Origin of the sequence: Rhodococcus sp. SORGH_AS_0303 (assembly GCF_030819335.1) — a bacterium.
Taxonomy (GTDB): domain Bacteria; phylum Actinomycetota; class Actinomycetes; order Mycobacteriales; family Mycobacteriaceae; genus Rhodococcoides.
Map to the genome: position 1 here is coordinate 4,485,875 of NZ_JAUTBO010000001.1, position 22,607 is coordinate 4,508,481.

Below are 22,607 nucleotides of genomic sequence, written 5' to 3' on the forward strand. Positions count from 1 at the left end.
GCGAGGAGGTCGGGGCCTGTGTCGTCTCGGGGTCGAGCCCGCGCGAGTCAGCGGTTCCGACCCACCACGGTGAGCGGGAGTCGCAGTGCGCCGGGTGCTTCGGCGGGAACCACGGGAGCGACGGGGCGGACCGGGGCGAGGGGTTCGTACCCTGTGCCGACCGGCGGACGCTGATCGTTTTCTCCCTTGTTCGGCCACAGGGCCATCGCCCGCTCAGCCTGGGCGGTGATGGTGAGCGACGGATTGACGCCGAGGTTCGCGCTCACGGCCGATCCGTCGACGACGTGCAGACCCTCGTGCCCGAACACCCGGTGGTACGCGTCGATGACGCCCCGTTCCGGCGTCGCACCGATGACACAACCACCGAGGAAGTGCGCGGTCATGGGAATGTCGAACACGTCCGCGAACGAGCCACCCGGGTCGCCGCCGATCTTGTCCGCGGCCTTCCTGATCGCGATGTGCCCCTCCGGAATCCACTTCGGCGGCGGGCTGCCACCTCCCGGGCGAGAGGTCAGACGCCGACCGAATCGACCTTTCCTGGAACCGAGTTCCAGCGAGTTGTCGTCGGTCTGCATGACGAGCGCGATGACGGTGCGTTCCGACCAGTTCTTCACCGACAGGCTGCGCACGGTGGCGGCCGGGTGGCGCAGCGCGACGCCCAGCGTCTTCAGCGGTCGCGGCAGCCTGCCGCCGCCGTCACTGAGAACGGTCTGCAACAGTCCGATGGCGTTGCTGCCCTTGCCGTATCGCACCGGCTCGATGTGCGTGTGATCGTTGGGGTGGAACGACGAGGTGATCGCCACGCCCTCCGTGTAGTCGATCTGCCGGTCACGCGCCGTCGCGGCCAGCACCGCTTCGGAGTTGGTACGCACCACGGACCCGAGCTTGTCCGACAGGTGGGGCAGATTTCCGGTCTCCTTCATCGCCAGCATCAACTTCTGGGTCCCGTAGGTGCCGGCGGCGAAGACGACGTGGTCGGCCGTCATCACGGTCTCCTTGCGCCGCAGCTTCGCACCGGTGCGACGCGTCCGCACCTGGTATCCACCGCCCTCGCGGGGACGCACCGAGGTGACCGTGGTCAGCGGATGCACCATGGCACCGGCCTTCTCGGCGAGGTAGAGGTAGTTCTTCACCAGGGTGTTCTTGGCGCCGACACGGCAGCCCGTCATGCACGCACCGCACTCGGTGCAGCCTGTCCGGGTGGGTCCGACGCCACCGAAGAACGGGTCCGGGACGTCGCGACCCTTCTGCCCCGGCTGACCGAAGAACACGCCGACCGGTGTGGTGCTGAACGTGTCACCGACGCCCATCTCCTCGGCGATGTCGCGCATGACCTTGTCCGCGGGGGTGATGGTCGGGTTGTCCTCGACGCCCAGCATCCGACGCGCCTGCTTGTAGTACGGCGTCATCTCCGCTTCCCAGTCGGTGATGTCACCCCACTGCGGATCCTCGAAGAAGCGGCTCGGGGGCTGGTACAGAGTGTTCGCGTAGTTCAGCGATCCGCCGCCGACACCGGCTCCGGCCATCACCAGGACATTGGGGAGCAGGTGGATCCGCTGCAGTCCGTAGCACCCGATCATGGGCGCCCACAGATACTTCCGCAGTCGCCAGCTCGTCTTGGGCAGCTCGTCGTCCTCGAAACGACGACCGGATTCCAGGACACCGACTCGGTATCCCTTCTCGGTCAGACGCAGGGCGGAGACGCTGCCGCCGAAACCCGATCCGACGACGATGACGTCGTAGGTGTTCTTCATATTGCTGCCTTCTCCGACGGTGTACTTCCCACAGTTCGGCCGACGTCCGGCCCTCCGCGCGCCCGCATCGTGCGGTAGTTCTCGATATCGAACGCGGCGGTCGCCTTGCGGAACTTCCACGTGAAGGTCGGCCACATGGCCGAGTTCCGTCCACTCGCGTCCAGGTACCAACTCGAACACCCACCGGTGTTCCACACCGTGCCGGCCAGGTCGGCGTCGAGAGACGCGTTCCACTCGTCGACCGCGGACGGACTCACGTCGACGGCATCGACGCTGCGACGCGTCATCTCGCGCAGAGCGGATTCGACGTACGCCGACTGGGACTCGAGCATGTAGACGATCGAGCTGTGTCCCAGGTTGGTGTTCGGCCCGTACATGAGGAAGAGATTCGGGAAGCCGGCCATCGTCGTACCTCGGTAGGCGCGCGGGCTGCCGCCCCACCGCTCGGCGAGAGTTCGACCGTCGCTGCCGCGCAACAGATGTGCGACGGGCGGCTCGGTGGGGGTGAAGCCGGTACCGAAGACGATGGCGTCGACCTCGCGCTCGCGTCCCGCGGCGTCCACCACACCTGTCGGCGTGATCGAGGCCAGACCGCTGTCCACCAGTTCGACGTCCGGTCGCTGCAACGTGTCGTACCAGTCGTTGGACAACAGCATGCGCTTGCAGCCGATGGTGTAGCCCGGCGTGAGGCGCTTCCGGAGTCCGCCGTCGCGCACCTTCAGTCGGAGGAAACCCGTGGCTATCGTGTGCGCGATCGACAGAAGCTTGGGCCGCTTGGCCATCATCTCGACGTACATCTCGCGGTACGCGTAGATCGCACCGCGCTGCGCCTCGAGTGTCCACGGCGCGCGGCGGTAGAACCATCGCTCGATCGGACCGCGCGTGCGGTCCATGCGCGGGATCACCCACGCCGGGGTGCGCTGGAAGACGTGCAGTTGCGACGTGACCGGGGCGATCTCGGGAACGAACTGGATGGCCGACGCACCGGTGCCCACGACGGCGACACGCTTGCCGCGCAGGTCGTAGTCATGGTCCCACGTCGCGGAGTGGAAGGTGTGGCCGGCGAATGTGTCGAGGCCCGGCACAGCGGGCAGCTTCGGCGTCGAGAGCGTTCCCGTGGCCGCGACCAACACTCGGCAGGTCAGATCACCCTTCTCCGTGGTGACGTCCCAGACGCAGCGTTCCTCGTCCCACTGCGCCCCGAGCAGCGCGCAACCCGTGACGAGACGGTCTCGGATCCCGAAGTCGTCGGCCACCCCGCGCAGGTACCGATGGATCTCCGGTCCACGAGCGAAGGTGTGGCTCCAGTCGGAGTGCGGGGCGAAGGAGAACGAGTACAGCGACGTCGGAACATCGCACGCGACACCGGGATACGTGTTGTCGCGCCAGGTCCCACCGACGTCGTCGGCACGCTCGATCACGAGCACGTCGGCGGACGGGTCCTCGCGGAGCACCCGCGCCGTCACACCCATACCGGCGAATCCCGATCCGACGACGAGAACATCGACGTGCGCGGGCAGTGTGGTCGTCACAGCTCCGTCACCGCCCGCTCCCACTCCGGCAACAATCGTGCACGCATCGCGTGTTCCTCCTCGGGGGTTCGGAAGATGGCCGACACGGCCATCCCTCGTGCGAGTTCGATACTCAGGTCGAAGGCAGCGGGAGACATGCTGTCCCCGTAGAGCTCTCGGCCGCCTTCCTGCAACACCTCGGTCACTCGACGCTCGAGTGGTTCCACCGCGGCGTGCAGTGCCGCATCCGTGCGGGCGGCGACCCACAGTTCGAGCGCCGCGTGGAACAACGGGCCGGAGAAGGCGTCGAGCAGGAGCGCCGGGCCGACGGGCCCACCGCGGTGGACCCCGACCAGCTCGTCGAGGCGTCGCTCGACGAGCCGCTCGACGGCCGCCACGACGAGCGCTTCCTTCGTCGGGAAGTGGTGGAGCTGAGCACCGCGGGACACACCGGCCCGACGTGCGATCTCCTGAGTGCTGGCGCGGGAGTATCCGACGTCCACCAACGTGTCGATGGCGGCGTCGAGAAGCTTGGCCCGCGTGCCGGCGGTGCGCTCGGCCTGCGTCCGGCGGGCGGGCTGGGCAGCCGGCTCGGTCACGGCGGTGGTCTCGGTCACATCTGCGACCATATCGGCTTTCTTACAAACAGTCCAGACTGAATGTAAGTTAGTTAGCCGGAGTTCAGGGCGGGCCGACCGTCACCGCCCGGACAGGACCTCGAGCATCGATTCCACCGCCGTCGGCCAGCCGTACTGCTCCGCCCTCGCCCTGGCCGTGGGCCGTCCGCCCGAGGGGAGCGCCAGGGTCGCGGCGATGCCCTCGGCGAAGTCGCGAGAGCGATTGGCCACTGCTGCGCCGCAGTCCGGGGTGACGATCTCGGCCAGCGCGGACGTTCCCGAGACCACCGCGGGTGTGCCCGACGCCAGTGCCTCCAGCGCCGCCAGCCCGAACGTCTCGTGCGGTCCGGGAGCGACCGCCACGTCCGCCTCGGCGAGCAACCGTGCGACGCGCTCGCGGTCGGAGACGAACCCGGCGAAGTGCACGGGCAGACCCTCGGCGCGCCGCTCGAGCGCGGACCGCCGCGGACCGTCGCCCACCACCACCAGGCGTGCGTCGATGCCCTCGCGGCGCAGGTGTGCCAGGGCGTCGACGCTCCGCTCGGCGTGCTTCTCCACCGACAGCCGTCCACAGTGCACGAGCCGGATCATCCGTCCCTCGTTGCGATGGCGACGCGACGGGTGGAACAACTCGAGGTCCACCCCGAGTGCGATGCGGTGCGCGTCTGCGCCGATCCGGTCGAACTCCTCCTGCGCGAACGCGGTGGTGCACACCACCGCGTCGTGACCGAGGACGGACCGCCTGTTGGCGACGTCCGCCGCCGCGCGCGCCACCGGGACGGGCAACACCTGTCCGAGCAGTCGGTCCAGCCTCTCGTGGGAGATCATCACGCTGCGAATCCCTCTGTGGCGCGCCCACGTTCCGAGGCCACGCAGGGTCAGACGGTCCGAGATCTCGAGCACGTCCGGTCGCAGACTCGCCGCGACATCGGCCGTCACGGACGGCCTCGCCACCCGGTAGCCACCGGTCATCGGGAGCCGGGTGGACGGGACGGTGATGCGATGCACCCCGGTGGCAGACATCGTCTCGGAGTGGACGTCGCCGGGCACGATGACCGTCACCTCGTGGCCGCGAGCGACATAGCCGGCTCCGAGTTGGTCCACGGCCGTCCGCAGACCGCCCGAACGAGGTCCGTAGAAGTTGGCCACCTGCACGATGCGCATGCGGCCCAGTGTCGAGGTGAGCCGTGTACGGACGAGGACCGCGCCGAGAACGTCGCACGAACACTCACGTCGAGCATTCACCGTCGTCGCACGACGGCGGCACGGGAACCCGGCACCGGCGCCGCACGTTGCCGTGGTGTCCGACCCGCGACGACACGTCACCGACGAAGAAGAGGTCCCACGATGACCAGCCCGGCCCGCAGGCTCACCCGTTCACGTCAGAGCAAGCTCATCGCCGGAGTGTGCGGCGGTCTCGCCGAGCGCTTCGGTCTGAGCGCAGGACTCGTGCGCCTGCTGTTCGTCCTCTCGTGCATCCTTCCGGGACCGCAGTTCGTGATCTACCTGGTCCTGTGGATCGCGATCCCCAAGTCGTCCTACTGATCGTTCGATCAGTTCGAGAGTGAGTGCACATCGGGCGCCGTTCCCGTGGCGGGTTCGTATTCCGATCACCGACAACATCTTTGACCAACGGTTGGACAGGGTCTACTTGCGGCACGACTGACCTGCACCTACTGTCGAAGTCGATTCGTCGCACGTGCGGTGTCGTCACCTCGTCCACCGTGCGCTCACGTCGAAGTGCGAGGCGTTCGAGCCCCGGGGCGCCCGGCACCACACGGCCACTCTCGAGCAGGCTGTTCGCCACCACCCTGGCGCGCGGCCGGCAAGGACACGATGTCTTACCACGGCGGTTTCCCGCACCACGGTGATCCTTCGGGCCGCGGCGCTCGACCTCGTCCGGGCACTCTCCCCGGTCCCGATCGCGCCCGCGGTCGCTACACGTGGCGCTATCTCGACACCGACGACGCCGCCCGCCTGTGGGACGAGGTGACCGACTGGGTGTGGTGGCTGCGTGACCGCTACGAGCTGACCGAGCGCATCCCCCGCTGCTGGTACCGGCACGGACCGGTGGTCGAGGAGTTCACCGCCGTGTTCGCGTCCTGGAGCGAGGCCTACGGCGGCGAGAGCGGACTGTCCCGCTGGCATTCGCAGGACCTGTGGCCACTGATCGAGCGGCTCGAGGTGATCGCCGGATTCGAACAGTGTCAGGCCGACGGGTGCTCGCACGACTCCGGCTTCCTCCACGCTCCCGAGGGCACCGAGGCGGTCATGGAGCCGCTGGTCGACTCGTCGGGCCGCGATGCCGACGAGCCGGTGTCCACGGTCGATGCGATGGTGGTCGGTGTCGTCGACGAGAGCGTGATGCTCTCGGCCGTGGTCAGCGGCGAGGCGACAGCGCTCGACGCCGGTCTCCCCCACGGGCGCTACCGACTCGACGGACGCCTGTGGACCTGGAGTTCGATCCTGGGTGGGTACGTGCCGTCACGCGACACGCACCGCACCCTGCGCGCCCTCGAGAGCTGAGCGCGCGGGATCGAATCCGACCGGCCTCCGGCCTTCCCGCCGAACCCGACCGGCCTCCGGCCTTCCCGCACTACCGAACGAAGAGTTCGGCGATCTGAATCGTGTTGAGGGCAGCACCCTTGCGCAGGTTGTCGCCGGACACGAACAGCGCGAGTCCGCGACCGTCCGGCACACCGGGATCCTGCCGGATGCGTCCCGACGAGCGACTCGTCGGCGCCGGCCGCCTGCAGAGGCGTCGGCACGGCCACCACCCGCACGCCGGGAGCCGACGACAACAGTTCCGTCGCCCGTTCCACGGACAGCGGGTTCGCGAACTCCGCGTTGATCGACAGCGAGTGGCCGGTGAACACGGGAACGCGGACGCACGTGCCGCTCACCAGCAGGTCCGGCAGACCCAGGATCTTGCGGGACTCGTTGCGCAGCTTCTGGTCCTCGTCCGTCTCGCCACTTCCGTCGTCGACGAGAGAGCCCGCGAGCGGCAGGACGTTGAACGCGATCGGCGCGGTGTAGACCGTCGGATCGGGGTACGCGACGGCGCTGCCGTCGTGCACCAGCTTCTCGGCGTCGGCCACCACGGCACGCGCCTGCGTCGCCAGTTCCTCGACACCGGCGAGACCGCTGCCGGACACGGCCTGATAGCTCGAGACGATGAGCCGCTGCAGCCCGGCCTCGTCGTGCAGCACCTTGAGCACCGGCATCGCCGCCATGGTGGTGCAGTTGGGGTTCGCGATGATGCCCTTGACGAGATTCTTCGTCGCCTCGGGGTTCACCTCGCTGACCACGAGCGGGACGTCGGGATCCTTGCGCCACGCGGAGGAGTTGTCGATGACGGTGACGCCGGCGGCGGCGAAGCGCGGCGCCTGCTCGCGGGACATGGTGGCGCCGGCCGAGAACAGCGCGATGTCGAGCCCGGTGGGATCCGCGGTGGACGCGTCCTCCACGGTGATCTCGCCGTCGCCCCACGGCAGGGTCTTGCCGGCGGACCGGGCGGACGCGAAGAAACGGATCGAGGCGACGGGAAACTTACGCTCCGCCAACAAGGTTCGCATGACGGCGCCGACCTGGCCGGTCGCGCCGACGACTCCGATGTGGAGGCCGGTGGAATTCGTGGTCATGGTGCTCCTACCTTCCGGTTCCGCCGTGCACGACGGCGATCTCGTCGCCGCCGAGGCCGAAGGCGGCGTGCAGCACGCGCACGGCCTCGTCGAGCTCGGAGTCCTTGGTCAGCACGGAGATACGGATCTCCGAGGTGCTGATGAGGTCGATGTTGATGCCCGCGTCGGCGAGCGCTTCACAGAACGTCGCGGTGACGCCGGGGTGCGACTTCATGCCGGCGCCGATGAGCGAGACCTTGCCGATGTGGTCGTCGTAGAGCACCTTGGTGAAGCCGATCTCGCCCTGCAGCTTGGTCAGCTTCTCCACCGCGGTGGGTCCGTCGGCCTTGGGGCACGTGAACGTGATGTCGGTCTTGCCGGTGTCGATGCGCGAGACGTTCTGCAGCACCATGTCGATGTTGATCTCGGCGTCCGCGACGGCCCGGAAGACCTTGGCGGCGAAGCCCGGCTGATCGGACAGGCCGACGACCGTGACCTTCGCTTCGCTCCGGTCGTGCGCGACACCGGTCAGAATGGCTTCTTCCACTGGAATGTCCTCCATGGATCCGGACACGATGGTCCCTGGCTTGGTGGTGTACGACGAGCGGACGTGGACGGGAACGTTGTAGCGGCGGGCGTATTCCACGCACCGCAGCATCAGGACCTTGGCGCCGCACGCCGCCATCTCGAGCATCTCCTCGAAAGAGACCTTCTCGAGGTGACGGGCGTCGGGAACGATGCGTGGGTCGGCGGTGAAGATGCCGTCGACGTCGGTGTAGATCTCGCAGACGTCGGCGTTCAGCGCGGCGGCGAGCGCGACGGCGGTGGTGTCCGACCCACCGCGCCCGAGCGTCGTCACGTCCTTGCTGTCCTGGCTGACGCCCTGGAAACCGGCGACGAGGACGATCGAGCCCTCGTCGAGTGCGTCACGGACACGGCCGGGCGTCACGTCGATGATCTTGGCGTTGCCGTGCACGCTGGTGGTGACGACGCCGGCCTGCGATCCCGTGAAGGATCGGGCCTCGGCGCCGAGGGAGTGGATGGCCATGGCGACGAGCGCGTTGGAGATGCGTTCGCCCGACGTGAGCAGCATGTCCATCTCGCGCGCGGGCGGCGCGGGGCACACCTGCTGCGCGAGGTCGAGCAGTTCGTCGGTGGTGTCTCCCATCGCGGAGACGACCACCACCACGTCGTGGCCCTTGCGCTTGGTCTCGACGATCCGTTCAGCGACGCGCCGGATCCGCTCGGCGGTCGCCACCGAGGATCCTCCGTACTTCTGAACGACGAGTGCCACGCTGGTGCTACCTCCCGAGTCGAGAACGTCCCGCTGGACATCCACTGGTGCGACGGGTGCCGCCGGAACGGTCAGCAGCCTACCGACCTGCGGGGGTCCGGGGGGAATCGCGTGCCTACCATCAGGTGGTGACAGCCCCGGACCCGTCCGCTCTACCGCCTCGTCCTCGGCGCCGACGACTCTTCGTCGCGGTGCCGTCGGTGGGGCCGCGCTGGCCCGGCGGCCTCCGCGCCGCGCTCGCGTTCGGTGTTCCGGCACTCGCGCTGCTCGCGCTCGGTTTTCCCACCGAGGCCCTGCTGACCGCGGCAGGCGGGTTCGCCGTCGTCTACGGCGAGGGCCGGCCGTTCCGGTCCCGCTGGTCGGTCGTCCTGTGGGCCGGTCTCGCGCTCGTGCTGTCCGCCACCGTCGGCGGCCTCGTGGGCCAGTACGGCGACCCGCGGAACTCCGTGGTGGGCGCCGTCCTCGTCGTCGTGGTGCTCACCGTCCTGGGCACCGTCGCGACCTTCGTGGTGGATGCGCTCCGTCTCGGACCGCCCGGTGCCTTCTTCTTCGTCCTGACCTGCGCGATCGCCACCATCGTCCCGCAGAGCGGGGTGACGGCGTGGGTCAACTCCGCCTGCGTCGCGCTCGGAGCGCTGTGGGCCCTGGTCGTGTCGATGGCACCGGCACTGCGCGACGCGTCGAAACCGGAACGCGACGCCGTGGCAGCCGCCGAGCGGAGCGTGACCGACTTCGGTGAGGCGCGCACCGCGGGCGATCCCGCGGTCGGTGCCCGGCACCGCGCCGCCGTCGCGGTCGATCGCGCCTGGGCCGCGCTGCACGACGCCGGGATACCGGCTCGCCGGATCGACGATCCGCTGGTCCTGCGACTACGGAGAGTCCACCTCGACTTCGCGCGCATCATCGGCGACGCACCGCTCGATCCCGAGCACGCGTCGGACACCGTGCACGTCACTCCGGATCACACGCCCTCCGTCCCGATGTCGCGCCCGACGATCAAGTTCCGGCTGGTCCGGGCCCTGCACGTCGATTCCCACGCCACCACCACGGCGCTCCGCGTCTTCTGCGCATCCGCGGCCTCGGGCGCGATCGCCGTCGTCGCCGGGCTCGGGCGGCCCGACTGGGCTGTCATCGGCGCGGTCCTCGTGCTGCAACAGGGCCTCGACCGACCACGAGGTACCGTCCGCGCCCTGCACCGCCTGGTGGGCACGGCCGTCGGAGTGGTGCTCTTCGCCATCGTCTTCTCACTGTCACCGAGCGGGTTCGTGCTGGTCCTGCTGCTGATGGCACTGCAGTTCCTCATCGAACTGGTCATCGCTCGGAACTACGGCATCGCCGTCATGTTCATCACGCCCCTGGCGCTGCTCATCGGCGGCGCGTCCCATCCGGGTGCGCAGGCGTGGCCGCTCGCGACCGAACGTCTCGTCGAGACGAGCATCGGTGTGGTGTGCGCGCTGGTGTCGATGTGGGTGGTCGCTCGTCACGCTCATCGGCGGTGCCTGCTGTGGTGCGACGGGCGCGTTCTCGACGCCTGTCGCCGGACGGCGGATCTGCTGCGCACCGTGACACCCACCCATCCGGACGCCATGACCGCGCGGCGAGACGTGCAGTTCGAGCTCGTCGGGGCCGCCTTCGCCGCCGAGCACGCCGTCAGCGACGACCGGGAGTGGACGTCGGCGAGGTGGGAGTCGCACCTGCGAGTCGACGCGGCCGGGTACGACCTCCTGTCCGCCTGCTGGCGCACCGCGGACGGCGCCATGCTGGCGGAACCGGAGCGGTGGGCGGACGTGGCACCGCGCCCGTGAGACGTGCCGGTGTCGTCCGCGCGGGCGACGGAGTAGGGTGACCCGCATGTTCGGCGCCGGGTTCGCCCTCCTCCTTCGTCGCCGCGACGGGGTCTGATTCACAGACCGGCTCCCTGTCGCGGGTCTTTTCGGCGCCGGTCGTCCCCTTCCTCACAACGGAGATCATCGATGTCACCCGCCGACGCTTTCGTATCCGGCTCACGCACGGTCACCACCCCCACCAAGCCTGCGCCCGCCGATCAGCCCTCGTGGAACACCCAGAAGAACTCGTCGATGCCGACGTTCCGGTATCGGTCGTTCGCCGAGGAGGTCGAACCGCTCACCCTCCCCGACCGCACCTGGCCGGACAAGGTCATCGATCGCGCACCCCAGTGGTGCGCCGTGGACCTGCGTGACGGCAACCAGGCACTCATCGACCCGATGAGCCCCGCGCGCAAGCGCCGCATGTTCGAACTGCTGGTTCGCATGGGCTACAAGGAGATCGAGGTCGGTTTCCCGTCCGCGAGCCAGACCGACTTCGACTTCGTCCGCGAGATCATCGAGGACGGTGCGATTCCCGACGACGTCACCATCCAGGTGCTCACCCAGTGCCGACCGGAACTGATCGAGCGCACGTTCGTCGCGTGCGAGGGCGCCCGCAGCGTCATCGTCCACTTCTACAACTCCACGTCGATCCTGCAGCGCCGCGTGGTCTTCCGCGCGGACCGCGACGCCATCGAGAAGATCGCGACCGACGGTGCCCGCAAGGTGCTCGAGGAGGCGACGAAGTTCCCCGACACGCACTGGCGCTACGAGTACTCGCCCGAGTCCTACACCGGCACGGAGCTCGAGTACGCCAAGAAGGTCTGTGACGCGGTCACCGAGATCATCGCTCCCACACCGGAGAACCCGATGATCCTGAACCTGCCCGCGACCGTCGAGATGGCGACCCCCAACGTCTACGCCGACTCCATCGAGTGGATGCACCGCAATCTCGAACGTCGCGACTCGATCGTGCTGAGCCTGCACCCGCACAACGACCGCGGGACCGGCGTCGCCGCAGCCGAACTGGGCTACCAGGCCGGCGCCGACCGCATCGAGGGCTGCCTCTTCGGCAACGGTGAGCGCACCGGCAACGTCTGCCTGGTCACGCTGGGCCTCAATCTCTTCACTCGCGGAGTCGACCCGCAGATCGACTTCTCCAACATCGACGAGATCCGGCGCACCGTCGAGTACTGCAACCAGCTGCCCGTCCACGAGCGCCACCCGTACGGCGGCGACCTGGTCTACACCGCGTTCTCCGGCAGCCACCAGGACGCCGTGAACAAGGGCCTCGATGCGATGAAAGTGTCTGCGGACGAACAGGATCAGGACGTCGACGACGTGCTGTGGCAGGTTCCGTACCTGCCCGTCGACCCCAAGGACGTCGGCCGCACGTACGAGGCTGTGATCCGCGTCAACTCGCAGTCCGGCAAGGGCGGCGTCGCTTACATCATGAAGTCGGACCACGGTCTGGTGCTGCCGCGCCGACTGCAGATCGAGTTCTCCTCGGCCGTGCAGCGCGTCACCGACGGCGAGGGCGGCGAAGTGTCGCCCAAGGCCATGTGGGACGTGTTCTCCGAGGAGTACCTGGCCCCGATCGTTCCTCTCGAGCGCATCCGGCAGCGCGTCACCGCGGCCGAGGAGGACGGCGGGATCGACTCGATCTCCGCGATCGTCAAGGTCGACGGCGCCGAGCAGGAGATCACGGGCGACGGCAACGGTCCACTCGCCGCCTTCGTCGACGCGCTGGGCTCCATCGGGTACGACGTCAGCGTCCTCGACTACTCCGAGCACGCCATGTCCGCCGGCGACGACGCCCAGGCCGCGGCCTACGTCGAGGCGGCCGTGCGGCTGCCCGGCGGCGGCGAGACCATCGTGTGGGGTGTCGGTATCGCCACCTCCATCACCACGGCATCACTGCGCGCCGTGGTCTCGGCCGTGAACCGGGCGGCACGATCCGGGGCGTAGCCCTCGTGCGCCTTCTGCGCATCCAGGGATACGCAAAAGGCGCACGGGTCACGCAGTGACCTCCGCGACCCGCGCCGCGAACGCGTCCACCACGGCCCGCACGGCCGGACGCTCCGCGGCGCGGGGTCGTGTCGCCAGGTCGTAGATGCGGGCCGCGCGCACCCCGGCCAACCGGCGTTGCGTGACACCCGGGTGCGTCGACGCGTGGCGCGGCATCAGCGCGATCCCGTGGCCGTGGGCCACCAGCTCCTCCATGAGCCGGAAGTCGTTGATACGCAGATCGACTCGCGGCGCCACCCCGGTAACCGTCGCGATGGAGAGCAGCACGTCGTCCACCGGGAACCCTCCGCGGACACTGATCCACCGCTCGTCCGCCAGATCCTCGATGTCGACGGCATCACGCTCCGCCAGCGGGTGCCCCGGCGGCAGCACCAGGTCGATGGGCTCGCGCATCAGTGAACGCACCTCCACCCGCTCGGACGCGATGCTCGGTGCGCGCTCGTCCCGATGCGTCAGCACCACGTCGTAGTCCGCGAGCAACGCCGGCACGGCCGACGCGGGCACGTCCTCGTCCCGGGCGTCGACATCCACACCCGCCTCGGTGAGCCGGTCCAGAACCCCCGGCAGCAACAGTGCGGCGCCCGAGGGGAAGAGCGCCAGTCGAACGGTTCCGCGTGCGCTGCCGCGGTACGACGCCATCTCCTCCGACGCCCGGTCGAGGGCGGCGAGCACGTCGTCGGCGTGAGGAAGCAGCGCGCGTCCCGCCGCGGTGAGCCGCACGCGGCGCCCGTCGGGTTCGAGCAGGGCGACTCCCGCCTCCCTCGCCAACACCTTGAGCTGCTGCGACACCGCGGACGGTGTCATCGACAGCGCGTCGGCGGCCGCGGCGACCGTGCCGCGATCCGCCAGCGCCCGCAGGACGCGCAACCGGTCGACATTCATGTAGCAACGCTACAGCTACCGGTCACCACAATTCGATTGTTCTTAGCAGTCGCACCCGGAACACTCGAGGTCATGACCACTCGCGACCGCCTGCTCGGACTGATCGTCGTGGTGGTCTGGGGACTGAACTTCCTCGCCATCCGCGCCGGGCTCGACCAGTTCCCGCCGTTCTTCTTCGCTGCGCTGCGGTTCGCGGTGATTGCCGTTCCGGTCGTCCTCTTCGTCCGCCGACCGACCGTGCCGGTGCGCTGGCTCCTGCTGTACGGCACGGGTTTCGGCCTGCTGCAGTTCGCGTTCCTCTTCGCCGCGATGAACGCCGGCATGCCCACCGGCCTGGCCTCGCTGGTACTCCAGTCGTCGGCGCCGTTCACCGTCGTTCTCGGCGCGCTGCTGCTGCGGGAGAAGGTCGGGCCGCGCCAGTGGATCGGGATCGGCATCGCCGTCGGGGGCATGATTCTCATCGGGTGGGATCGTGCCCACAACGCCACCCTCCTGCCCGTGCTGCTGACGCTGTTGGCAGGCCTCAGCTGGGCCTTCGGCAATCTCGGAAACCGACTGGCGACTCGAGCATCTCGACCGGCCTCCGGCGTTCCCGTCGAGCCGATGCGACTCATGCTGTGGATGACGGTGGTTCCCCCGCTGCCGATGTTCGCGTTGTCGGCCGTCGTCGAGGGTCCGACCACGGGATGGACCGCCATCGGCGACGTGGTGTCGGCCGGGCAGTTCTCCGGGTTGATCGGGCTCGCCTACATCGTGGTCATCGGCACGATCGCCGGCTCGGGACTGTGGACCGTCCTGATCAGCCGGTACCCCGCCGGCGTCGTCGCGCCGTTCTCGTTGCTGGTCCCGGTCGTCGGCATCGGTGCGTCCTGGCTCGTGCTCGACGAGACGCCGAGCGTCCTCTCCCTCGTCGGTGCGGCCGTCGTGATCGGCGGCTGCACGTGGGGTCTGAGCCGCTCGCCGCGATCCGCGACGACCACACCGACCGAGCCCCGGATCGTGACTCCCCCGTCCGGAGCCACCGTCGGTTAGGGTCCCCTCACCATCACTGTGACGGAGGCTCGGCAAGCGTGTTCGGAAGAAGAAGTACTGTCCTGGCGACCCTGCTCGCCGCGACGGCCCTCGTGGCCTCGGCGTGTTCGACCGATGCGACAGCCGAGGACGCCGCGGACAGCACCCGGACCGTGACCCATGCGCGCGGGGACACGGAGGTGCCCTCGTCGCCGTTGCGAGTCGTCACTCTCGAACCCGTCCAGCTCGACACGAGTGTCGCGCTCGGCGTCGTTCCGGTGGGCACGTCGGTGCTGAGCGAGGCGACGGGGGTGCCCCCGTATCTGGGCGACGAGGCGTCGCGCATCGAGACCGTCGGCACCGTCGCGGAGCCTCGCGTCGAGGCCATCGCGGCTCTGCAGCCGGATCTGATCCTGGGAACGGAGACGCGCCACTCGGAGCTGTACGAGCGGTTGTCCGCGATCGCTCCGACGGTGTTGATGGCGTCGCAGAGCGACCCGTGGCAGGACAACGTCCGCCTCGTCGGGCGCGCCCTCGGACGTGACGCGGAGCCGTTGCTGGGCGAGTACGACGCGCGGTGCGACGAGATCGCCGACAGGTTCGACACCGCCGGGTCGACGGCGCAGCTCATCCGGCCACGCAACGAGGAGCTCACGCTCTACGGACCGCTCTCCTTCGCGGGCAGCACCCTCGAGTGCGCCGGGTTCACCACGCCGCCCCGCCCGGAGTGGTCGAACGAGATCAGTGTCGACGTCTCCCCCGAACTGGCGACGGAGGCCCGCGCCGATCTCGTGGTCGTGACGTCGGCGACACCGGACGATCCGGCGTCGATGCCCACGTCCGTCACGTCGAACACGACGGCGTTCCCGAATCCGCACCTCGTCGACCAGTCGTACTGGATCACCGGCGTGGGACCTCGCGGCGGACAGGCCGTGCTCGACGACATCGAACGGATCCTCGGGGCGTCCTGAGTTCCTTCCCGTGTGGGAGGATCGGACACCATGACCGACAGCAGCAGACGGCACCTCGGAGCCCGCGGACGCCTGGCACTGTCGGCGGCCTCCGCGGCCGCGTGGGCCTCGCAGAAGGCCGGTCGCGGCAAGGGATCGATGATCGGCGGTCTCGTCGCGCTGAAGATCGACCCGGCCCTCATGTCGCGCCTGGGCGCGAATCGACGCACGGCCGTCATCACCGGCACCAACGGCAAGTCGACCACCACCCGGATGACCGCGGCGGCGCTCGCGACACTGGGCGAGGTGGCGACGCAGGCCGACGGCGCCAACATGGACGCGGGCATCGTCGCCGCGCTGAACTCACGGCGCACCGCGCCGCTGGCGGCCCTCGAGGTCGACGAGCTGCACGTCCCGCACGTGTGCGACGCCGTGAACCCCGAGGTCCTGGTGTTGCTGAACCTCAGCCGTGATCAGCTCGACCGCGTCGGCGAGATCAACATGATCGAGCGCAAGCTCCGCGCGGGAATCGTCGCCCATCCCGACACCGTCGTCGTCGCCAACTGCGACGACGTGCTGATGACGTCCGCGGCGTACGACGCTCCGCGGACCGTGTGGGTGGCCGCCGGCGGCGGGTGGGTCGGCGACTCGGTCAGCTGCCCCCGCACCGGGGAACCCATCGAGTGGAACGGCACGCACTGGCGCAGCACAGGCCTGCTGGAGGGCGGGCGGGAGTTCTCGCGGCCGGAGCCGCAGTGGTGGCTCGACGACGAGAACCTGTACGGCCCGGACGGTCTCGTGCTCCCCATGAGTTTGACGCTGCCCGGCCGGGCCAACCGCGGAAACGCGGCGCAGGCCGTCGCTGCCGCGGTCACGATGGGCGCCGATCCCGCGCAGGCCGTCGCCGCGGTGTCCGCGGTCGACGAGGTGGCGGGCCGCTACAGCTCGATCCAGTACGGATCCCACACCGTGCGCATGCTGCTGGCCAAGAACCCCGCCGGATGGCAGGAAGCACTGTCGATGATCGACCCGGCCGCCGACGGCCTGGTGATCGCCGTCAACGGCCAGGTGCCCGACGGCGAGGACCTGTCGTGGCTGTGGGACGTGCGGTTCGAGCACTTCGAGAACACCACGGTGGTGGCGGCCGGTGAACGTGCGACCGACCTGGGAGTTCGCCTGACGTACGCCGGAGCCGACCACACCGTGGTGCCGAACCCGTTGCGGGCCATCGCCTCCTGCCCACCCGGGCGCGTGGAGGTCCTGGCGAACTACACGGCCTTCCGTGACCTCGGCCGGGCGCTGGCGCGCGAGACCGCGAAGGAGGCACCCGGTGTCTGATTTTCGTATCGGGCTCGTCCTGCCCGACGTCATGGGCACGTACGGCGACAGCGGCAACGCGCTCGTCCTGCGCCAGCGCATGCTGATGCGCGGACTCGACGCCGAGATCGTGTCGATCACCCTCGCCGATCCGGTGCCCGAGTCCCTCGACGTCTACGTGCTCGGCGGAGCGGAGGACTCGGCGCAGCGACTCGCGACGAAGCACCTCGCGCGCTACCCCGGACTGCAGCGCGCCGCCGAGCGCGGTGCACCGGTGCTCGCCATCTGCGCGGCGATCCAGGTGCTGGGCGAGTGGTACGAGACGAGCTCCGGCGAACGCGTCGACGGTGTGTCGATGCTGAACGTCACCACGGCGCCGCAGGCGACTCGGTCCATCGGCGAGGTCATCACCCGCCCGGTGTCGGACCGCCTCACCCAGACACTCACCGGCTTCGAGAACCATCGCGGCGGAACCACTCTCGGCCCCGACGCGGCCCCGTTCGCCCTAGTGGAGCACGGCATCGGCAACGGGGTGGGCGACGGCAACGAGGGGGTCGTCCAGGGGTCGGTCATCGGGACGTACATGCACGGACCGGCGCTGGCACGGAACCCGGAGCTGGCCGACCACCTGCTCGAGACCGCTCTCGGACACCCGCTCGAGCCGTTGCACCTGGCCGACGTCGAGCAACTGCGCACCGAGCGTCTGCGCCGCTAGACCGAGACCGGATCCTCGGCCGGCCTCCGCGCCGCCCGGCGCATCAGGAGCTGGGCGATGAGCGGTGCCGCCACGAGCATCGAGACCAGCCGGATGAGCTGCACGCACGCCACGAACGTGACGTCGGACCCGGTGGACGCGGACACCGCGAGCACTGCCGCCAACCCGCCGGGGGTCGTCGCCAGGTAGCCGGTGAGCAGGCTGGTCCCGGTCCACGCGGACAGCGCCCATCCGAGCAGCGCACAGATCACGCCGATGCCGAGCACCAGCGCGAACGCGTAGGGGAAGAGTCGGCCGATCAGGCGCAGGCTCGACATCGTGAACGCCAGTCCCGCTTGCCATCCGATGACCAGGAACGCGAGTGGCAGCACGATCATGGGAACCTCGATGCCCACGGGCCAGCCCAGCAGCGCGCAGGCGCCGGACACCATCAGCGGACCCAGCGTGGCCGGTGCGGGAAGCCGCGCGAGCCGCCCCACCGCGATGCCGACGAGAACAGCGCCGAGCAGGAACAGCAGACCCACCCACCACGGCAGCGCATTCTCGTCGGGTGCGGCCGCCGCGACCGAGTGGGTGTCGGCGTGGAACACGAACGTGACCACCAGAGGCATGGTCACCACCACCAGTGCCACCCGCAGGTACTGCACCACCGCGACCACACGTTCGTCGCCGCCGAGCTCTCTCGCTGTCGCGACGAGACCGGTGGCCCCGCCCGCGATCAGCGCCAGCATCCCGGTGGCCGCGGTGACGTCCTTGTTCAGTGCGAGCAGTGCACCGCAGCCGGCGCTGACGACGAGCGTCGCGATCCCGATGGCGACCGCGGGAAACCAGTTGTCCCCCAGCGCACTCAGCGTCTCGACATCCACTATGAGACCGATGGTGACGGCCAACGTTCCCTGCGCCGCCATGGATCCCGCGCGCGGGACGGCGCGCGGCCCCACTCCGGTGAGGGCGAAGACCACCGCCACCACCAGTGCCGCGAACAACGACGGCGCCGTCAGGCCGACGGCGTCGAGGGCGAACCATCCGGCCACGGACACGGCTGTGAGCGCCACCCAGCGGGTGGCGCTCACAGCGACGGTACGAACTCCGCTCACGACTTGACGAGCAGCACCGGTACCGGTGTTTCGAGAAGCAGGCGCTGGACGGCCTGTCCCATCAGGAACTTGCCGACGGCCGACCGATGCCGCGACCCGACGACCAGCAACTCGGCGTCCGCCTTGTCGATGAGCGCGAGCAGGGTGGTGGTCGCGTCCGGATCGGGCTGGGCCGCAGCGAGAGTCCACTGCGCCTCGGACTCTCCGAGCGCGGCGAGCGACGCGCGGATCGAGTCCTCGACCGCGGTGGTCTCCTTCGCCTCCGAGGAGGGATCCGCGGATCCGGAGAAGGCGTGGAGGACGACCAGTTCGGTTCCTGCGGACCGGGCCTGCTGGACTGCCGATCCGAGTGCCTTGCGGCCCTCCTCGGAACTGTTGTGCACGACGGCGACACTCATGTCGGTGACTCCTTTCTCTCGTGGATGCTGATCAGCCGAAGGGGATCTGGCCGAGGAGAACACCCACGGCGAGCATGGTGAGGGACACGACGGTCGCGCGCCACAGAACCTTGCGGTGATGGTCGGCGAGCGAGACGCCGGCCAGGGTGACCAGCAGCAGGATGGCGGGAACCAGCGGACTCTGCAGGTGCACCGGCTGTCCGGTGATGGAGGCGCGGGCCATCTCGACCGGCTCGATGCCGTACTGGGCGGCGGTCTCGGTGAGGACCGGAAGGATGCCGAAGTAGAAGGCGTCGTTGGTCATGAAGAACGTCAACGGGATCGACAGGATTCCGGTGATGACGGCCAGGAACGGACCCATCGCGTCGGGGATGACGCCGAGGAGCCACTCGGCCATGGCCTCGACCATTCCGGTACCGGAGAACACGCCGGTGAGGACGGCAGCTGCGAGCACCATGGCGACGACGGAGACGATCGAGGCGGAGTGCCGAGCGATGGCCTCGCCCTGCTCCTTGACCTTCGGGAAGTTGAACGTGAGCGCGATGGAGGCGGCGATCATGAACAGCACCGGGATGGGGAGGATGTCCATGACCAGGATCACGAGCAGCGTGACGGTCAGGATCGCGTTGAACCACAGCAGCTTCGGACGTAGAGTGTCGCGGTTGGGGTCCAGGCCGTCGATGAACTGGCCGGCCTTGCCGTCGTTCTCGTCGTCGCCGGTGGTGATGTCGGCGCTTCCGGTACTGCGACGGGTCTTGCCGTTTCCGGTTCCGGTGCCGTCGGTGCCGACGCCGGCGCCCACCAGCTCCGTGTCGTAGATCAGCGAGCCGAGGCGGCGACGCTCCATGAGGCCGAGGTGGATCGAGAAGAGCAGCACGATGATCAGGCCGGCGATCATCGACGGGACCATCGGGATGAAGACGTCGGAGGGCGAGATGCCCAGTGCGGACGCGGCGCGAACGGTCGGGCCACCCCACGGGATGATGTTCATGGTGCCGTTGGCGAGGCCGGCGACGACCGTCAGGATGACCGGTGAGACACCGAGTTTCAGGTAGAGCGGCAGCAGCGCGGACGTCACGATGATGAACGTGGTGGAGCCGTCACCGTCGAGGGACACGACCATGGCGAGCACCGCGGTGCCGACGACCAGCTTCATCGGATCGTTGCGCACCAGGCGGAGGATGCCGCGCACCAGCGGGTCGAACAGACCCACGTCGATCATGATGCCGAAGAAGATGATCGCGAAGAACAGCAGCGCTGCCGTGGGGGCGAGCGACTTGATGCCGTCCGTGATCATGTCGCCGATGCCGAGCCCGGCGCCGGCGAACAGGCCGAAGATGACCGGGACCAGGATCAGGGCGACCACCGGGGTCGCTCGTTTGGTCAGGATCAGGAACATGAAAGCGGCAACCATGAGGAAGCCGAGTATCACCAACATGGTTACTACTCCTCGTTGTTCGAATAGTGCAGGGTTCGATCAGTGCAGGGTGTGTCGAGGCAGGCTGCGGGCACAGGTGCGGCGCAGTACGGAGGTGTGCGGCGTCAGCCGTCGGTGGGTGGATCGATGGTCGAGCGGACCAGGTCGGCCTGCTCGCGGAGGAACGACGCGAAGTCGTCTCCGGTGAGCAGCGCGTCCCGCCACCCGTTCTGCGCCAGGATCTCCTGCCAGAGCGGCGATCCGACCAGGGCTGTGACGTCGGCGATCAGGCGGTCGACGCGCTCCGGTGGCAGTCCCGGCGGGGCGAGGATGCCGCGCCAGTTGTCGAAGTCGAGGTCGACTCCCTGCTCCCGCAGAGTGGGCGCGTCGATGCCGTCGACGCGCTCGGAGCTCGAGACGGCGAGCGCCCGGACCGTACCGGACGCGATCTGGTCCAGATATTCGCTGACGCCGGTGGTGGCGACGTCGACCTCGCCGGTCAACAGGGCCGGCAGCAACTCGCCGCCGCCGTCGAAGACGCGGTACTCGGATGCTCGCGGGTCGACACCGACGGTGCGGGCGAGCTGCGTCCGGAACAACCCGTCCGGCCCACCCTCCGCGGAGCCGCCGGCGAACTGCAGAGCCGCGGGATCCTGTCGCCAGGCGTTCGTGAGATCGGCCAGAGTCCGCAGCGGGGATGCTGCCGGCACCAGGACGACCTCGGGTTCGGTGACGAGTCGGGCGATCGGGGTGACGTCCGCGATCTCGTGATCGGACGGGGTGGTGGACAGTGCGCCCACCAGACCCAGCCCCATCACCAGCAGGAGTCGATCGTTGCCCTGTTCGAGAGCGAGACGATTGAGTCCCACGACACCACCCGATCCGGGTAGTACGAGGACGTCGTCCACCACGACGCCCTCCGCGGCCCAACCTCGGGCCAGACTGCGAGCGGTCAGGTCGTAACCGCCACCGGCGACCGACGGAGCGATGACACGAAGTCCCGGCTCCTCCGCCCCGGTCACCATGGCCGACACCCCCGCACTGCACGCGGTCGCCGTGCAGAGCACCGCGAGCAACGCTGCGAGAGCGCTGATGCGGAGGCGTCGGTTCATGGGCACGGTCTCACTGTGTCGGATCCTGTGACTGTGGTCACCCTTTGGTGCACAAACGGGATTGTGTTCATTGTGAGCGTCCGCAGCGCACGCAGATGCACGAATTCCGCGCTCGCCCGGCGGTACGGTTCACCTCGTGATCGGGCGGCGACTGCGCATCTTCGGAACACGCCGCACCCTCTCGTCGCAACTGCTCGCACTGCAGCTTCTCATCATCGTCGCGGTGCTCGTCGTCATCAGCGGGTTGTCGCTGGCCCAGGCGTCGGCGACCTTCCAGCGCGAACAGGGTCTGCGCGTCCAGTCGGCTGCCGAGAACCTCGCCGCGAGTCCCACCGTGCGACAACTGCTCGCCTCCGCCCAGCCCCGCATTCGTACGGCGCTGCAGGGTGCGGTCGAGTCGGTGCGGGCCGTCTCGGGTCTGGACTACGCGCAACTGACCGACCCCGACGGCATCATCGTCGTCGCGACCGACCCGTCGCGGGTGGGACAGGAATCGGCGGCCGAGGGAGCGGGCGCGCGGACGGGCCGATCCTGGACCGGTCTCGCCGAGACGAGCGCCAACACCGCGGTGTCCCCCGACGCGTCCGTGCAGTCACAGGTCCCGGTGCTCGATGCCGACGGCCGCATCGTCGGTGTGGCGATCGTCGGCCGCGAGTACCCGTCGGTGTGGGAGCGCCTCGCGCAGGCGACCCCGGACCTCGTCATCTACCTTGCCGTGGCCTCCGTTCTGGGCGCCGTCGGGTCGATCCTGCTGGCCCGACGCGTCAAGCGGCAGACCATGGGAATGGAGGCCGGGGAGATCGTCGACCTGGTGCGCCAGCGGCAGGCGATGCTCGAGGGCCTCAAGGAGGCCGTGGTGGCGCTGGATCCGTCGGGTCGGGTGGTCCTGCTGAGCCGCAGCGCACACGACATGCTCGGCCTCGACGAGGACGGCGTGGGCCGGCGGGTGGAGGAGCTCGGACTCGACGACCGGGTCCTCGACGTCCTGCGTCACCCGAGCGACGACGGCGACCAGCTCGTCCTCACCGGAGATCGCATCCTCGTCTTCAACACGGTGC

The 22,607-nt window shown here is 69.1% G+C and carries 19 protein-coding genes and 1 pseudogene; 9 read left to right on the forward strand and 11 right to left on the reverse strand.

What is annotated here, in order from left to right; all coding sequences use genetic code 11:
- Positions 1-47: 47 nt before the first annotated feature.
- The 4 genes from QE449_RS21315 to QE449_RS21330 form a co-directional block, all read right to left on the reverse strand.
- Positions 48-1,754 (reverse strand): GMC oxidoreductase, encoded by a 1,707-nt coding sequence (locus QE449_RS21315; RefSeq protein ID WP_307109642.1) that lies wholly within the window; start codon positions 1,752-1,754, stop codon positions 48-50.
- Positions 1,751-3,226 carry an NAD(P)/FAD-dependent oxidoreductase gene (locus tag QE449_RS21320; RefSeq protein WP_051613577.1) on the reverse strand — a complete coding sequence of 492 codons (1,476 nt, stop codon included), beginning with the start codon at positions 3,224-3,226 and terminating at the stop codon, positions 1,751-1,753. Before QE449_RS21320 ends, QE449_RS21315 begins: the two co-directional genes overlap by 4 nt.
- A gap of 56 nt (positions 3,227-3,282) precedes the next feature.
- Positions 3,283-3,894, reverse strand: a complete 612-nt coding sequence (locus tag QE449_RS21325; protein WP_056443296.1) for a TetR/AcrR family transcriptional regulator — start codon at positions 3,892-3,894, stop codon at positions 3,283-3,285.
- A gap of 69 nt (positions 3,895-3,963) precedes the next feature.
- Positions 3,964-5,046, reverse strand: a complete 1,083-nt coding sequence (locus QE449_RS21330; RefSeq protein ID WP_285187018.1) for a glycosyltransferase — start codon at positions 5,044-5,046, stop codon at positions 3,964-3,966.
- A 183-nt stretch (positions 5,047-5,229) separates the two neighbouring features.
- Between QE449_RS21330 and QE449_RS21335 the strand changes: the two genes are divergently transcribed.
- Together QE449_RS21335 and QE449_RS21340 are read left to right on the forward strand one after the other, a co-directional pair.
- Entirely contained in the window at positions 5,230-5,427 is a 198-nt protein-coding gene (locus QE449_RS21335) for a PspC domain-containing protein (RefSeq protein ID WP_027506653.1), read from the forward strand.
- A gap of 291 nt (positions 5,428-5,718) precedes the next feature.
- On the forward strand, positions 5,719-6,408 hold the full coding sequence (locus QE449_RS21340; RefSeq protein ID WP_056443289.1) for a hypothetical protein: 690 nt from the start codon (positions 5,719-5,721) through the stop codon (positions 6,406-6,408).
- Positions 6,409-6,478: 70 nt separating this feature from the next.
- On the opposite strand, the pseudogene QE449_RS21345 reads toward QE449_RS21340, so the two are convergent.
- Positions 6,479-7,523, reverse strand: a pseudogene (locus tag QE449_RS21345) (aspartate-semialdehyde dehydrogenase).
- Between the two features lie 7 nt (positions 7,524-7,530).
- On the reverse strand, positions 7,531-8,796 hold the full coding sequence (locus QE449_RS21350; RefSeq protein ID WP_027506651.1) for an aspartate kinase: 1,266 nt from the start codon (positions 8,794-8,796) through the stop codon (positions 7,531-7,533).
- Positions 8,797-8,924: 128 nt separating this feature from the next.
- Between QE449_RS21350 and QE449_RS21355 the strand changes: the two genes are divergently transcribed.
- Together QE449_RS21355 and leuA are read left to right on the forward strand one after the other, a co-directional pair.
- Positions 8,925-10,601 carry an FUSC family protein gene (locus QE449_RS21355; protein ID WP_307109643.1) on the forward strand — a complete coding sequence of 559 codons (1,677 nt, stop codon included), beginning with the start codon at positions 8,925-8,927 and terminating at the stop codon, positions 10,599-10,601.
- Positions 10,602-10,769: 168 nt separating this feature from the next.
- On the forward strand, positions 10,770-12,590 hold the full coding sequence (gene leuA / locus QE449_RS21360; protein ID WP_027506649.1) for a 2-isopropylmalate synthase: 1,821 nt from the start codon (positions 10,770-10,772) through the stop codon (positions 12,588-12,590).
- A gap of 48 nt (positions 12,591-12,638) precedes the next feature.
- On the opposite strand, the gene QE449_RS21365 is transcribed toward leuA, so the two are convergent.
- On the reverse strand, positions 12,639-13,532 hold the full coding sequence (locus tag QE449_RS21365) for a LysR family transcriptional regulator (protein WP_027506648.1): 894 nt from the start codon (positions 13,530-13,532) through the stop codon (positions 12,639-12,641).
- A gap of 72 nt (positions 13,533-13,604) precedes the next feature.
- Here QE449_RS21365 and QE449_RS21370 point away from each other — a divergent pair, with 72 nt between their 5' ends.
- From QE449_RS21370 to QE449_RS21385, 4 genes are read left to right on the forward strand one after another with little or no spacing between them, the layout of a single operon-like run.
- A complete protein-coding gene (locus QE449_RS21370; protein WP_285187000.1) occupies positions 13,605-14,564 on the forward strand; it encodes an EamA family transporter in 960 nt (319 codons plus the stop codon).
- 38 nt (positions 14,565-14,602) lie between these two features.
- On the forward strand, positions 14,603-15,514 hold the full coding sequence (locus QE449_RS21375) for an ABC transporter substrate-binding protein (RefSeq protein ID WP_373428353.1): 912 nt from the start codon (positions 14,603-14,605) through the stop codon (positions 15,512-15,514).
- 30 nt (positions 15,515-15,544) lie between these two features.
- Positions 15,545-16,831: a MurT ligase domain-containing protein gene (locus QE449_RS21380; RefSeq protein WP_307109644.1), complete on the forward strand. Its 1,287-nt coding sequence runs from the start codon at positions 15,545-15,547 to the stop codon at positions 16,829-16,831.
- Positions 16,824-17,525 (forward strand): type 1 glutamine amidotransferase, encoded by a 702-nt coding sequence (locus QE449_RS21385; protein ID WP_027506644.1) that lies wholly within the window; start codon positions 16,824-16,826, stop codon positions 17,523-17,525. The genes QE449_RS21380 and QE449_RS21385 overlap by 8 nt, the downstream gene beginning before the upstream one ends.
- Here QE449_RS21385 and QE449_RS21390 read toward each other — a convergent pair.
- From QE449_RS21390 to QE449_RS21405, 4 genes are all read right to left on the reverse strand, one after another.
- A complete protein-coding gene (locus tag QE449_RS21390) occupies positions 17,522-18,598 on the reverse strand; it encodes an AbrB family transcriptional regulator (RefSeq protein WP_307109645.1) in 1,077 nt (358 codons plus the stop codon). The genes QE449_RS21385 and QE449_RS21390 overlap by 4 nt on opposite strands.
- A 20-nt stretch (positions 18,599-18,618) precedes the next feature.
- Positions 18,619-19,020, reverse strand: coding sequence for a universal stress protein (locus tag QE449_RS21395; RefSeq protein ID WP_056443269.1), 402 nt, complete (start codon positions 19,018-19,020; stop codon positions 18,619-18,621).
- Between the two features lie 31 nt (positions 19,021-19,051).
- Entirely contained in the window at positions 19,052-20,458 is a 1,407-nt protein-coding gene (locus tag QE449_RS21400) for a CitMHS family transporter (RefSeq protein ID WP_027506641.1), read from the reverse strand.
- Between the two features lie 104 nt (positions 20,459-20,562).
- Positions 20,563-21,549 (reverse strand): tripartite tricarboxylate transporter substrate binding protein, encoded by a 987-nt coding sequence (locus QE449_RS21405; RefSeq protein ID WP_222633438.1) that lies wholly within the window; start codon positions 21,547-21,549, stop codon positions 20,563-20,565.
- A 136-nt stretch (positions 21,550-21,685) separates the two neighbouring features.
- Between QE449_RS21405 and QE449_RS21410 the strand changes: the two genes are divergently transcribed.
- Positions 21,686-22,607 (forward strand): PAS domain-containing protein (locus tag QE449_RS21410; protein ID WP_307109646.1); only part of this gene is annotated, 922 nt, incomplete at its 3' end.